The 13,216-nt window shown below is 32.2% G+C and carries 13 protein-coding genes; 9 read left to right on the forward strand and 4 right to left on the reverse strand.

All coding sequences use genetic code 11. The features are described 5' to 3' along the window. On the forward strand, positions 1-1,314 hold the full coding sequence (gene sufD / locus D1815_RS16510) for a Fe-S cluster assembly protein SufD (RefSeq protein WP_027394538.1): 1,314 nt from the start codon (positions 1-3) through the stop codon (positions 1,312-1,314). Positions 1,315-1,368: 54 nt separating this feature from the next. On the opposite strand, the gene D1815_RS16515 is transcribed toward sufD, so the two are convergent. Further along, positions 1,369-2,721: a serine hydrolase gene (locus tag D1815_RS16515; protein WP_118388295.1), complete on the reverse strand. Its 1,353-nt coding sequence runs from the start codon at positions 2,719-2,721 to the stop codon at positions 1,369-1,371. 78 nt (positions 2,722-2,799) lie between these two features. Here D1815_RS16515 and D1815_RS16520 point away from each other — a divergent pair, with 78 nt between their 5' ends. The 5 genes from D1815_RS16520 (at position 2,800) to D1815_RS16540 (ending at position 6,580) form a co-directional block, all read left to right on the forward strand. Further along, on the forward strand, positions 2,800-4,014 hold the full coding sequence (locus D1815_RS16520) for an aminotransferase class V-fold PLP-dependent enzyme (protein ID WP_118390045.1): 1,215 nt from the start codon (positions 2,800-2,802) through the stop codon (positions 4,012-4,014). A 94-nt stretch (positions 4,015-4,108) separates the two neighbouring features. Further along, entirely contained in the window at positions 4,109-4,531 is a 423-nt protein-coding gene (locus tag D1815_RS16525; RefSeq protein ID WP_118388297.1) for a SufE family protein, read from the forward strand. A gap of 51 nt (positions 4,532-4,582) precedes the next feature. Beyond that, entirely contained in the window at positions 4,583-4,909 is a 327-nt protein-coding gene (locus D1815_RS16530; RefSeq protein ID WP_027394534.1) for a DUF59 domain-containing protein, read from the forward strand. A 20-nt stretch (positions 4,910-4,929) separates the two neighbouring features. Next, positions 4,930-5,439 (forward strand): DUF2480 family protein, encoded by a 510-nt coding sequence (locus D1815_RS16535; RefSeq protein ID WP_118388299.1) that lies wholly within the window; start codon positions 4,930-4,932, stop codon positions 5,437-5,439. A gap of 193 nt (positions 5,440-5,632) precedes the next feature. Beyond that, entirely contained in the window at positions 5,633-6,580 is a 948-nt protein-coding gene (locus D1815_RS16540) for a DUF3078 domain-containing protein (protein WP_027394532.1), read from the forward strand. A gap of 65 nt (positions 6,581-6,645) precedes the next feature. On the opposite strand, the gene D1815_RS16545 is transcribed toward D1815_RS16540, so the two are convergent. Next, a complete protein-coding gene (locus tag D1815_RS16545) occupies positions 6,646-7,077 on the reverse strand; it encodes a GNAT family N-acetyltransferase (protein ID WP_118388301.1) in 432 nt (143 codons plus the stop codon). A 165-nt stretch (positions 7,078-7,242) separates the two neighbouring features. On the opposite strand from D1815_RS16545, the gene D1815_RS16550 reads away from it, so the two are divergent. After that, the gene (locus tag D1815_RS16550) at positions 7,243-8,268 is read left to right on the forward strand and encodes a DUF3078 domain-containing protein (protein ID WP_118390047.1); all 1,026 of its coding nucleotides are present in this window, start codon (positions 7,243-7,245) and stop codon (positions 8,266-8,268) included. A 10-nt stretch (positions 8,269-8,278) separates the two neighbouring features. Here D1815_RS16550 and hflX read toward each other — a convergent pair whose 3' ends face one another. After that, positions 8,279-9,487 carry a GTPase HflX gene (hflX, locus tag D1815_RS16555; RefSeq protein WP_027394530.1) on the reverse strand — a complete coding sequence of 403 codons (1,209 nt, stop codon included), beginning with the start codon at positions 9,485-9,487 and terminating at the stop codon, positions 8,279-8,281. A gap of 120 nt (positions 9,488-9,607) precedes the next feature. Between hflX and D1815_RS16560 the strand changes: the two genes are divergently transcribed. Together D1815_RS16560 and D1815_RS16565 are read left to right on the forward strand one after the other, a co-directional pair. After that, positions 9,608-10,582, forward strand: coding sequence for an endonuclease (locus tag D1815_RS16560; protein WP_118388303.1), 975 nt, complete (start codon positions 9,608-9,610; stop codon positions 10,580-10,582). Positions 10,583-10,985: 403 nt separating this feature from the next. After that, positions 10,986-11,714 (forward strand): hypothetical protein, encoded by a 729-nt coding sequence (locus D1815_RS16565; protein WP_118388305.1) that lies wholly within the window; start codon positions 10,986-10,988, stop codon positions 11,712-11,714. A gap of 80 nt (positions 11,715-11,794) precedes the next feature. Here D1815_RS16565 and D1815_RS16570 read toward each other — a convergent pair whose 3' ends face one another. Beyond that, positions 11,795-13,204, reverse strand: a complete 1,410-nt coding sequence (locus D1815_RS16570) for a DUF5689 domain-containing protein (RefSeq protein WP_118388307.1) — start codon at positions 13,202-13,204, stop codon at positions 11,795-11,797. Positions 13,205-13,216: the final 12 nt, after the last annotated feature.

Here is a 13,216-nt window from a genome sequence, read left to right on the forward strand (position 1 = left end):
ATGGAGCTGAAAGAAAAATTAGTATCTTCTTTTCTTGCTTTTGAAAACACGGTAGATGTAGATGCGCCTATTCATGATATCAGAAGCCAAGCTATAAAGGTATTTGAAGAAAAAGGCTTCCCTACGAAAAAAGAAGAAGCTTGGAAATATACTTCACTAAATTCTATACTGAAACACGATTACAGTATTTTCCCTAAAGAAGAAAATGCACTAGAATTTAAAGATGTAAAAAAATACTTTCTTTATGATTTAGATACATATAAAATAGTATTTATTGATGGTAAATATTCCTCTCACTTATCAGAGACTACACACGATAAGATTGATGTATGTTTAATGTCATCTGCTCTAAATCATGATAAGTATAAACCGATAGTCGACAACTATTTTAATAAAGTTGCACCAAAAGATGGTTTAACTTCATTGAACACTGCTTTTTCTAAAGAAGGAGCTTATATATATATTCCTAAAAATAAGCTTGCAGATAAGCCCATACAAATAATTCATTTTTCTACAGGAAAAGAATCAACTCAACTTTTACAACCTCGTAATCTAATCGTTGTAGAAGAAAATTCACATGTACAGATTATTGAACGCCACCAAAGTTTAACACCTAATCCTGTACTTACAAATTCTGTAACAGAAATCTTTGTAGACAAAAGAGCTATTGTTGATTATTACAAAATACAAAACGATAATGAATCTGCTTCTTTAATAGATAACACATTTATAAAGCAGCAAGCACAAAGTATTGCTTCTGTGCATACATTTGCTTTTGGAGGTAATATTACTAGAAATAATCTAAATTTCTATCAATACGGAGAAGGTATTGACTCTATACTTAATGGAGTTACAATTATTGAAGGCAAACAACATGTAGATCACAATACATTAGTGCATCATACAGAGCCTAATTGTGAAAGTCATCAGGATTATAAAGGTATTTTTGACGAAAAAGCTACTGGTGTTTTTAATGGTAAAATCATTGTAAACAAAGAAGCACAGAAAACGAATGCTTTTCAATCTAATAATAATATCTTATTAAGTGATAAAGCAACGATTAACTCTAAACCTCAGCTAGAGATTTTTGCGGATGACGTAAAATGTTCTCACGGCTGTACTATTGGTCAGTTAGATGATCAAGCCCTATTTTATATGAGATCTAGAGGAATTGGAGAGAAAGAAGCAAGAGCGCTACTTATGTATGCGTTTGCTAACAATGTTTTAGAAAGTGTAAAAATACCTCAACTAAAACAACGAATCAATAAACTAATAGCTAACAAGCTTGGAGTTGACATTGGTTTCGATTTGTAACAATAAAGAATTATAAAATTTACTAAACCTCTTCATATATTTGTTGAGGTTTTTTTATTTCACGGCTTCGGTAATTTCCTTTATAAACCTATTAAAATCCACACCTGCATCTCCAACCAATCCAAAACGAACAATTACTAGGTCTTTAGAAGGAATTATAAATACTCGTTGCCCCTGAAATCCATTGGCAGAATACATGTCTTTTGGAGCATCTGGATAAAAACCTCCAGCATTCAACCAAAAATGGCCTCCATAATCACCTTCGGAAGTTGCAGTTGGAGTGGTAACATAATCAACCCATTCAGGATTAAAAATTTGTTCCCCATTCCAGTTCCCTTTATGAAGATATAACAAACCAAATTTTGCCCAATCTCTAACTGTCGCCCACGCATAGGAAGAACCCACATAATTACCCGCCATATCAGTTTCTATAAGCATAGAATGCATACCTATTTTATCAATAAATTCGCGGTACGGAAAATCAAGATACTCTTGGTAACTATCAAAGTGTTCTCTTAAAACCCCAGACAACAAATTAGAAACACCTGATGAATAATACCAATATTCATTCGGTTTATGAATTGCTTCTTTATAAATCTGAGGCTTAGTCATATCCTTATCAAGATACAACATGGTAGTTGCGTCAGAAATCGATCCATAATCTTCATCCCACTCCAATCCACAATTCATTTGTAATAGGTTACTAATTGTAATTTCTTTTCGTTCATCATCTTCCCATTCCTTGATTGGAGCTTTATCATTAATATCTATTTTACCTTGTTTTTGTAATATTCCATAATTAGTAGCTAAAATACTTTTAGTCATGGACCATCCTAATAAAACGGAATTCTCATCCAATCCATCTGCATACTTCTCTGCTATTATCTGATCTTTATGTATTACCAAAACAGCTCTAGTCTTTTGTATGCTTTCTCCTTCTTTATCAAAAACAGATGAAACCATATTCGCTATCTTTTGATAATCAACGGCACTAAAAACGGTGTCCTTTTGAGATAAATCACCATAAGGAAATGGTAAATTCGTTTTAATCTTGCTTCTATTAGGGATTAAATAGGAAGCGTTCTCATCAAAATCATCATCAATCACTACACTTCCTAATCCTTCTCTATAAATAGCCTTTCGTTCATTAAGCCCAAAAACCGAAGCCACTGCCGATTTTTTAGTCATATTCACCTGATCATCTGCTAAATTAACAGGAGCAAAATTATTATCATTGATATCTGTAAACTCCACACTACGATTCCCTATAAAAACAGAAGAAGCCATATTCTTAGCAGAGTATCCAGAAAGTATTGTAAGTTTTGGGTAATTCCAAAATATAGCAACAACTAATAGTCCAATTATTACTATAAATCCATATCCTAAAATCTTTTTAAATCGCTTCATTGTGTAAAGTGTTAAATCCTTTTAAAAATAAACAATATCACTTAGAAATAGTTCCTATTTTTGCAGAAAGAAATTGATATGCTAGATGTACATAAGATACGTGAAGATTTTCCTATCTTGAAAAGAGAAGTAAACGGAAAACCCTTAGTATATTTTGATAATGCAGCCACATCGCAAACTCCTCAAATTGTGATTGATGCTATTGTAGATTATTACAGTAATTACAATGCAAATATTCATCGTGGCGTACATACATTATCACAAGAAGCCACGGATGCATATGAGATTGCTCGTAAAAAAGTACAAAACCATTTTAACGCTGCACATCCTCATGAAATCATTCTAACATCTGGAACAACGCACAGTATTAATATTGTAGCTACTGGATTTACTAATCTACTTACCAAAGGAGATGAAATTATTGTTTCTGCTCTGGAGCATCACTCGAATATCGTTCCCTGGCAAATGCTTTGTGAAAGAACAGGAGCTGTTCTAAAAGTGATTCCAATGAATCAAGAAGGCGAATTGTTAATGGATGTTTACGATCAATTACTTTCTAACAAAACAAAACTTGTATTTACCAATCATATTTCTAACGCTTTAGGAACTATTAATCCTATAGAAGAAATCATAGAAAAAGCACATAAAGTAGGCGCAGCAGTATTAATAGATGGTGCGCAATCTTGCCCGCATATCAAGCCCGATGTTCAGGATCTTGATGTAGATTTTTATGTAGCTTCTGCTCATAAACTTTGTGGACCTACAGGCGTTGGATTGTTATACGGAAAAGAAGAATGGCTCACTAAATTACCTCCTTACCAAGGTGGAGGAGAAATGATTGATCAAGTTACATTTAAAAAAACTACCTATGCGGGTCTTCCTCATAAATTCGAAGCCGGAACACCAAATATTTGTGGTGGTATAGCTTTTGGCGTTGCTTTAGACTATATGAATAATATCGGTTTTGATAATATTGCCGAATATGAAAATGAATTATTAGCTTACGGAACTCAGAAACTTCTAGAAATAGAAGGGCTAAAAATTTATGGAACTTCTAAAAACAAAACATCCGTTATTTCCTTTAATATAGATGATATTCATCCATATGATATTGGATCCATTGTGGATAAACTAGGGGTAGCCGTTCGTACAGGTCATCATTGTGCACAACCTATCATGGATTTTTACAAAATACCAGGAACCATTCGAGCTTCTTTCTCTTTTTATAATACCAAAGAAGAAATTGATATTCTGGTAGCAGCAGTGAAAAAAGCAAAAATGATGTTGTCTTAAAAATTGACTTATTAAGTTAATACTATCTTATCATTAACCGAAAGTGTTGAATAGCAAGGATTCTTGTTGTATTTTTGTAAAAAATTGTAAGTATATGTCAATACAAAAACTTCAGGAAGAGATTGTTGATGAGTTTAGTATGTTTGATGATTGGATGCAACGCTATGAGTATATGATAGATCTAGGCAAATCGCTTCCATTGATTGAAGAAAAATATAAAATTGATGAAAACATCATAAAAGGCTGTCAGAGTAAGGTTTGGGTTCATGCAGAAATGAATGATGAAAAAATCGAATTTACTGCAGATAGCGATGCCATTATCACCAAAGGTATTATCGCAATTCTTATTAGAGTATTTTCTGGTCAGCACCCTAAAGATATTATAGAAGCCGATACTGGATTTATTGATGAAATTGGTTTAAAAGAGCATTTATCACCAACTAGAGCAAACGGATTGGTGAGCATGATCAAACAATTAAAAATGTATGCTATCGCATACCAAACACAACTAAATTAATTCGTCTTTTACCGTCAGGTTTAGCCTGTCGAAATCGACTAAAGATATACTATGAGTGATACTAATATAGATACCACAGAGCTTGGAGAAAAAATTGTAAGAGTACTTAAAACAATTTATGACCCAGAAATTCCTGTTGATATATACGAATTAGGATTAATATATGATGTTTTCGTAAATGAAGACTATGATGTTAAGATTCTTATGACATTAACCTCTCCTAACTGCCCAGTTGCAGAATCACTTCCTGAGGAAGTAAAAGAAAAAGTAAAATCATTAGACGCTGTTAATGATGTAGAACTAGAACTAACATTCGAACCTACTTGGACGCAAGATTTAATGAGTGAAGAAGCAAAATTAGAACTAGGCATGCTTTAAAAACAAATAACTTTTAACCCATGGCAGAAGAAATTATCAATAGAGTCGCTAACAACACTAAACTAATCACCATTGATTTGGAAGACTATTATCCAGAAGGTGATCGTTTCTTGTTTGATATAAAAGATTGGCTTTTTGAAGGTTTTATTCTCAAAGAAAAAGATTTTAGAGAAAGCGTATCTAATCATGAATGGAGTCAATATCAGAATAAATATGTTGCCTTACATTGTTCCACTGACGCCATCATTCCAGGTTGGGCTTATTTACTATTAACAACTAGGTTAATTCCATTTGCAAAAAAAGTCGTTGTTGGCTCATTAGAGAATCTAGAGACTATCCTTTTTACTCATATTATTAATGAACTTGATGTTTCAGAATATCAAGACAAATTACTAATCATTAAAGGTTGTTCTAATAAACCGGTTCCTGAGAGCGCATACATTGAACTTATTCAAAAATTACAACCAGTTGCCAAAAGTATCATGTATGGGGAAGCCTGTTCATCTGTACCCCTTTTTAAACGAAAATAATTCATTTCGTCGCTAAAATTGGTTATTCATCGAAAATTATATATCCAATTGTATTGAATTAAATCGAAAAACGTTACTTCACTTATATTTGCCAACGCAAAATTTTGCATAAACCTTGAACTTGTTTTACAAAAGTTAATTCATAAATTTAGAATACTTTTGTTATATAACAATCTACTTAAAACTATTAATCATGAAAAAAATCGTATTCACATTTATCTTTCTATTAGCAGGTATCCAAATTGGTCTTGCACAAACAGAAGAAGAATTGAAAACAACATTATCAGCTAAAAAAGATTCTATTGCCGCTATCCAGGGAAGAGCTAATGCTATCCAAGCACAAATAGATGCTTTACCAGGATGGAAAATCGGAGCTTTTGGTACCATCGGAGGAAGCCTTTCTGGATTTAATAACTGGTTCTCGCAAGGAATTCCTAATAATGATGCAGGTACTATTGGTGTTACCGTAAATGCATACGCTAACTTATTACAAGATAAATATTTCTGGAGAAATAGCGCTAACGTTAATCTTGCTTGGGTAAAATTAGATGATAGAGATGATCCAACTGACGATGATAGCTTTAGAGAATCAACCGATGTATTTAATATTTCTTCTTTATTTGGATATAAATTAACAGAAACTCTTGCAGTTTCTACTTTAGGAGAATACAGAACTACAGTTTTAAATAATTTTAATGACCCTGGATATTTAGATCTTGGTGTCGGTATCACTTGGACTCCTATTAGTAATTTAATTGTTGTTGTACATCCTTTAAACTATAACTTTGTGTTTAGTAAAGGTGCAGCAGAATATGAGTCTTCTCTTGGTGCAAAAATAGTTGCTGATTATACTCGTAAGATAGGAGCAATTAATTTTAAAACTAACCTATCCGCTTTCTTAAGTTATGAAGATGGAGATTACTCTAACTGGACTTGGACCAATTCTTTTTCTTATACTTTATGGAAATCTATTGGTGTAGGATTTGATTTTGGTCTTAGAGGAAACAAACAAGAAGCATTTAATTATGCTTTAGGACAAGCAGCTTTAGCTGTTCCTCCTCCAACTGTTACTCCTACTTTAGAAAATACTGATAACGAATTACAATCTTTCTGGAATCTTGGATTGAGTTACTCTTTCTAGAGTAAATAAAAATATATTCACAAAAAAGGATCATCTATTACTAGATGATCCTTTTTTTATTCCCGTTATTTTATAAACTCCATATGAAACTCATATTGATCTTCATCATAAATTTTAAAACCATTTCGTTCATATAAAAATTTAGCTGGATTTTCTTTTAATACTTTTAACCGTACATTTTTATTTGCATCTCTAGACAATTGTATAATATAACTGAGTAAATAATTTCCAATTCCTTTTCCTTGATATTTCGGTAGTATTTGAAACTGAAGAATTTCTATACTATTATTTGTTTCGATATATTTAAGCACACCTACTCTTGCTTCATTTAGACATATTACATGTGAACTATCAAAATGAAATTTCACTCTAGATACATGTCCATCTTCTGATAAAAACACTCCTGCTTTTTCTAAATGTTCAATCATTGTTTGCTTTCTTAATTGCAACAAAAAAGCAATATCTACGTCTTTAGCTTTGATAAGTTTTATGTTCATCTTAGTAGATTACTATAATTTTTTAAATAAATATACTAATCTAAATAAATAATAGTTTTTTAATCATAACAATCACCATTACGAAATACGTTTTTTAATTCAAATTATTCATATTTGAATAAGCTATATGCATAAAGTATATTTGTGCCCATTTATATGTATACCATGCGAAGGATTGTTTTATTTATTTTTTTGTTTGTTTCTCTTTCCAATATCAGTGGACAAGAGAAGAAAGAAATAAAACAACTGGATTCTATCCAAGTTCGTTTGACCAGGTCGTTAGACAGTTTACTCCAAAACACTACTAAAGAACTTAATATTATTGTTTTAAACAATCTCTTAAAAAAATTAAACCCTAAGCCTGTCAAAAAACCACATGTGGGATGGAAATCATTTGGTAAATTTTCATTTTTCTTTAATCAATCTGCCTTTAATTTTGATTGGCAAGGAGGTGGGACTTCTAATATTGCAGGTAATACTGCTCTAAATTATGAATTCAATTACAAAAAAAACAGCCTTACTTGGGACAACAAAATTTTAGCGGATTATGGTCTTACATTTCTAAAAGGAGAAAATTTTGCTCGAAAAACGAATGATAGAATAGAACTAAACTCACGATTAGGGCAAAGAATTGGAGAGACCAACTGGAACTATTCTTTATTTATTAATTTTAGATCTCAATTTGCAAAAGGATATAGTTTTACCAAAGATCCTGATACTGACGAAACCATACGTACTGAAGAAACTCATTTCTTTTCTCCAGCTTTTATACAGATTGGTCCTGGATTACTTTGGAAAAAGAGTGATGATTTTAACTTTAATATTGCTCCTGTTACTTCTCGTATGATTTTTGTAGATGATCAATTTACAACTACTCCTGATTACGTAGATGGTGATTATTTTGGAGTAGATGCAAGCAAAAGTTCCCGATTTGAATTTGGTGGGTCCTTGGCTGCTTACGCTAAATTTAAGGTCATTAAAAATGTAACTGTAGAAAACATTCTTAATCTGTATTCTAATTACATCGAAGACCCTTATAATGTAGATATTGATTATACACTAAACTTAAACTTAGTAGTCAACAAATACATATCTGGGAGCTTCGCTTTTCAAGCAATATACGATGATAATGCTACAAGCGGATTCCAGATACGCGAAGTGATTGGATTAGGGCTTAATTATGAGTTTTAATTAACTAATGCTACTCCTCCACAAATTCAGGATACAAAAAGTTATTATAAGGAAAACGAGTTACATGTATATCTCTCACCTCTTTATATACTCTTTTTCTAAAAGTATCTATGTTCTCTTTATTAATTGCAGATATAAACAAAGCGTTATCTCCTATCCTACTCATCCAGGTTTGTTTCCATTCATCTAACGTATAGTGAATTTCTGTTTTTTCTGTAGTTAAGTCATCTTCATCAATGGTTTCGTGTTCATAAGCATCAATCTTATTAAAAACCATAATTACTGGTTTATCAACACTATCAATTTCTTCTAAAATCCTGCTTACAGAATCTATATGATCCTCGAATTGAGGATGTGATATATCTACCACGTGAAGCAACAAATCAGCTTCTCTAACCTCATCTAATGTACTTTTGAAGCTTTCCACCAATTGGGTCGGTAATTTTCTGATAAAACCTACTGTATCACTTAATAAAAATGGAAGATTGCCAATAACAACCTTTCTTACTGTAGTGTCTAGGGTTGCAAAAAGTTTATTCTCTGCAAAAACATCACTTTTGGCAATCACGTTCATCAAGGTAGACTTACCCACATTGGTATACCCAACTAAAGCTACCCTAACCATCTTACCACGATTACCGCGTTGCGTAGCCATTTGTTTATCAATTGTAAGTAGCTTTTTCTTTAATAAAGAAATACGATCTCTTACAATCCTTCTATCTGTTTCTATCTCAGTTTCACCAGGTCCTCGCATTCCAATACCTCCTCGCTGGCGCTCTAAGTGTGTCCATAAACCCGTTAATCTAGGTAATAGATATTGATACTGAGCAAGTTCTACTTGAGTTCTGGCATAACTAGTTTGCGCACGTTGAGCAAAAATATCAAGAATCAAATTAGTACGATCTATGATTTTTGCCTTTAAAATTCGTTCTATATTACGTTGCTGAGCTGGTGTAAGCTCATCATCAAAAACTACGGTCCCTATATCATGCTGTTCTACATATGCCAATACCTCTTCCATCTTACCAGAACCTATAAAGGTTTTAGAATTGGGTATATCCATTTTTTGGGTAAAACGTTTTACCACCTCACCACCTGCTGTATATGTTAGAAATTCTAATTCATCCAAAAACTCAGTTAACTTATCTTCATTCTGATTTTTGGTGATTATTCCTATTAAAATTGCTTTTTCGTATACTGTTTTTTCCTTTTCTATCATCCGCGCCTATTTATCTAGCGATATTCTTCTATTCTTTATTTCTATAATTAATATACAAAGGTACAATATTGTATGCATTTGAATTTGTACATTAGGCGTTTACAATAAATTTTTAATTGCATGTCTTCAAAGCTTTATTTTAAAAAGAAACATACAAATCTACATACAATTGCTTTTTACAACTTAGAAAACTTATTTGACACGAAAGATGATCCTAATACTTTGGATAATGATTTTTTACCAGACTCAGAAAAGAAATGGAATAAAAAAAGATATCAAAAAAAGTTGTTCAAACTAGGAACTGCTATTTCTAATATTGGATTTCCAAAAACTGGAAAAGCTCCGGTTATTTTAGGTGTTGCAGAAGTCGAAAATAAAGCCGTTTTAGAAGATCTTGCAAGAACTAAACACCTAATCAATAAAAACTATGGTGTAATCCATTACGAGTCTCCTGATGAACGAGGAATCGATGTTGGACTTCTATACCAAAAAGAAATTTTTACAGTTACTTATTCCGAAAGTATTCAAGTCTTGGTGAATAATGAATTCGGTGAAAGAGATTTTACCCGTGATATTCTATGGGTAACGGGAACTTTGCATACCGAAAAAATTCACATATTGGTTAATCATTGGCCTTCTAGAAGAGATGGAGCAGAACTTACCTCTTATAAGCGTATAGCTGCAGCTGATAAAAATCGAGAAATAATAAATCAAATTACAGAAGAAGATCCCGAAGCAAAAATTATCGTTATGGGTGATTTTAATGACGACCCTGATAGTGAAAGTGTAAAAAAACATCTAGTATTACAGGATCTTTATAATCCAATGGAGCGTCTACACACAAGACATCGTGGTACCTTAACTTATAAACGTCAATGGAATTTATTTGATCAAATCATTTTTAGTAATAACTTCCATAGGTATGAAGAAAATACTCATAGCTTTTCTGAAGCCAATATTTTTGATGATAGTTTTCTAAAAATCTATAAAGGGAGATATAAAGGAAATCCATATAGAACCTACGCGGGAAGAAAATATAAAGGAGGTTATAGCGATCACTTTCCTGTATATATATGCCTAAAACATAATACGTAATTCCCACAACAAAAAAACCCATAAATACCTTTATACCATAACGTGAAATCACCTTATGGTAAAGGGTTATATAACCCTTTTTTTAATGGGAACTAACCCTTAACCAAACCGCAACCAACTGTTTTTCAGTAAATTAATTTGCGGAAAATTCCGCTAAATTAATTTTTGTTTTTGTCAGTCATTACCCCCGACATACTTTTGACTCAGGATTTATAATTCTAATCTCACTAATTACGATAAACTAAATTATAAAGATCAACCATCTATTGGATTAGAAACACCAAAGGCGCCAAGAATAGTTTCTAAAAAAAGTAATTTATTAATCCTATACAGTGAAGAAAAAGGATTTATTGTATCCAAAAAACTAAACAAATCAATTTAATTATTCTTAAAAACCAAACAAATGAAGAAATTATTTTATGCATTACCAATCATAGGGTTATTATTTTTTATTTCCTGCGATAGAGATGAGTCAAATGAAATCATGGAAGAATCAGCTTTAGAAACCGAATTTTCTTTAAATAGCGTTTATGATTTTCATAAAGATGTTACTGTGACATCAGAAGAGGGTAGTACAGGAATTATAAGAATTCATGCGAATAATGAAACAGCATTAATCAACTATTCTAGTATAAACCTTAGTCTAATGGAAATCAATGCTAATGAAACTTTAAAACAAAGTTTAGTTCGTCATAATAAAATGGATCTAACTCAGCCAGATGTGGATAAAGAAACTGATGATCAAAAAAATGTCTCTTATGAAGAATCCGGTAATGATATTGCTTTTGAGTTAATACAACTTACTAGAGCGAATCCAACCTCGAAATACGCAATTAACTTTAATCATCCACAAACCAACACTTCAAAAGCTAGCTGGCAATATTATACCCACTATAGCTCTGTTGGAGAGTCACAGATTGCAGAAATTGCAAGACATTCTGTTTGGAGAAGAGTTTATTATGGTCTTAAATACAAAGCTTACAGCGGAAGTAGTTGGGCTACGATTCAAAATGAGTGGAAAAAAATAAACAACAATCAGAGTTTTTCACATACAAAGAATCCTTGTTACCAATTTAGAATGCGAGTAAAAACAAAAAAGAATAGCGCTTACTCGGTTACTTTCGACTATTAATAATATACTCTAAAACCAATAAAAAAAGCTCTCTAAAGAATTTTTTAGAGAGCTTTTGCTATTATAAAATACAGAAGTTCTTAGTTTCCTGAAATCTCTATATTATCAATATGATATCTAGTAGTTGGTCCTGGATCTGCACCTGCGTAACGGAACGCTATTCTTACATTACCCTCAACACAAGAAATATTAATTGGTCCTACTCCTTCAAAACTTCCAAATGTTCCACTTGGTCCTGTTGGAATAGAAGCATCTAATTGTGACCATTCTGTAGTTGTTACATCACCTGTAAAGTTATCTGTAATAAAAGCAGTAAGGATATTTCCATTGTCAAAATTAGCCTGAATATCAAAAGATAATTCTTCTGCTGTAGAAGCAGTTAAATCGATTTCTGGTGTTACTAACCAAACCTCAAATGGATTTTCTCCAGAACTAAACCCAGTAATCTGTGCATATTGATTACCACTAAAGCTTCCTACTACATAATCTAAAGTTCCACCTGTAGTATTTACATTTAACCATCCAGAATTTTCTAGATCACTAATACTTACTCCTGTAAAATCTTCAGTAAAAATTACATTTGCTCCTCCACTAGTTCCAGTACATTCTAATACGTCAGGATCACATCGGTTTTCATTGTCAAAAACTAATCCTGTAGGGTCATTCAACACTAAGTTAAAAGTATCTCCGAAGAAATTTTTAGTTAAAACACCTTCAAAACTTCCTTGTTGAGTTGGTAAGGTTAATGATTTAAAATCAGCAAAAGTACTTGTGCTTAAAACTGCTGTAGCTCCATTATCACAACTTTCTATATTTCTCTCTCCATCAAAATCATCACTTGGTTCTCCTGCAAACGTAAGAGGGTCATCTCCTAAAACATCATTTCTATTAAACTGTAAATTATTAATCTTAACATATAGGTTAGTAAGATCATCAGAAAAATCTTCGAAAGTAATCTCTAAAGGGGTAATTTCAGCCATCTCTGCTGATCTTAAAATTACATCTTCCTGAGAAAAAGAAGGTATTTGATCTACCTCATCACTAGAAAGTACTCCAAGAGTTGCTACTCCATTTTCTGTACCTATTGATAAACCTTCTAAGTCAATATATACTTTACGACCAAACTCATAACTTGTAAATAAAGGGTTTACATCTATTAATACTCTTAACCCTGCTGTTGGAGTAGTTGGTGAATTCTGAATAACTAACTCTTCAAAAAAGTTACCCGCTTTATCACTTGATACTACATATCCTTCTAAATACTGATTTTCGACTTCAAAGGTAACTTTGGCTTCTGGCCCATCATCATTTTGCGCTTGTGCTAAATCTCCTAAAATACCACCTATTTGAACAAATGTACTATTTGCAGGAAATGTTGGTTCCTCTATGACCAATCCCGGAGTATTAAAATCATCATCTTGTACACAAGCAGTAAACGTAACTGCCAAAACCAAAATGCTTATTAGTTTCTTTAAATTATTTGAATTCATTTTATAATATTT

The organism is Aquimarina sp. AD1, assembly GCF_003443695.1.
Taxonomy (GTDB): Bacteria; Bacteroidota; Bacteroidia; order Flavobacteriales; family Flavobacteriaceae; genus Aquimarina; species Aquimarina latercula.

Bases quoted from the DNA above. Each gene is read 5' to 3' on its own strand.
- D1815_RS16535 (WP_118388299.1), top strand. From the start codon at position 4,930: ATGGCAGAAGAAATTATCAATAGAGTCGCTAACAACACTAAACTAATC.
- D1815_RS16570 (WP_118388307.1), bottom strand. From the start codon at position 13,204: ATGAATTCAAATAATTTAAAGAAACTAATAAGCATTTTGGTTTTGGCA.
- D1815_RS16560 (WP_118388303.1), top strand. From the start codon at position 9,608: ATGTCTTCAAAGCTTTATTTTAAAAAGAAACATACAAATCTACATACA.
- D1815_RS16545 (WP_118388301.1), bottom strand. From the start codon at position 7,077: ATGAACATAAAACTTATCAAAGCTAAAGACGTAGATATTGCTTTTTTG.
- hflX (WP_027394530.1), bottom strand. From the start codon at position 9,487: ATGATAGAAAAGGAAAAAACAGTATACGAAAAAGCAATTTTAATAGGA.
- D1815_RS16550 (WP_118390047.1), top strand. From the start codon at position 7,243: ATGCGAAGGATTGTTTTATTTATTTTTTTGTTTGTTTCTCTTTCCAAT.
- D1815_RS16520 (WP_118390045.1), top strand. From the start codon at position 2,800: ATGCTAGATGTACATAAGATACGTGAAGATTTTCCTATCTTGAAAAGA.
- D1815_RS16540 (WP_027394532.1), top strand. From the start codon at position 5,633: ATGAAAAAAATCGTATTCACATTTATCTTTCTATTAGCAGGTATCCAA.
- D1815_RS16565 (WP_118388305.1), top strand. From the start codon at position 10,986: ATGAAGAAATTATTTTATGCATTACCAATCATAGGGTTATTATTTTTT.
- sufD (WP_027394538.1), top strand. From the start codon at position 1: ATGGAGCTGAAAGAAAAATTAGTATCTTCTTTTCTTGCTTTTGAAAAC.
- D1815_RS16525 (WP_118388297.1), top strand. From the start codon at position 4,109: ATGTCAATACAAAAACTTCAGGAAGAGATTGTTGATGAGTTTAGTATG.
- D1815_RS16530 (WP_027394534.1), top strand. From the start codon at position 4,583: ATGAGTGATACTAATATAGATACCACAGAGCTTGGAGAAAAAATTGTA.
- D1815_RS16515 (WP_118388295.1), bottom strand. From the start codon at position 2,721: ATGAAGCGATTTAAAAAGATTTTAGGATATGGATTTATAGTAATAATT.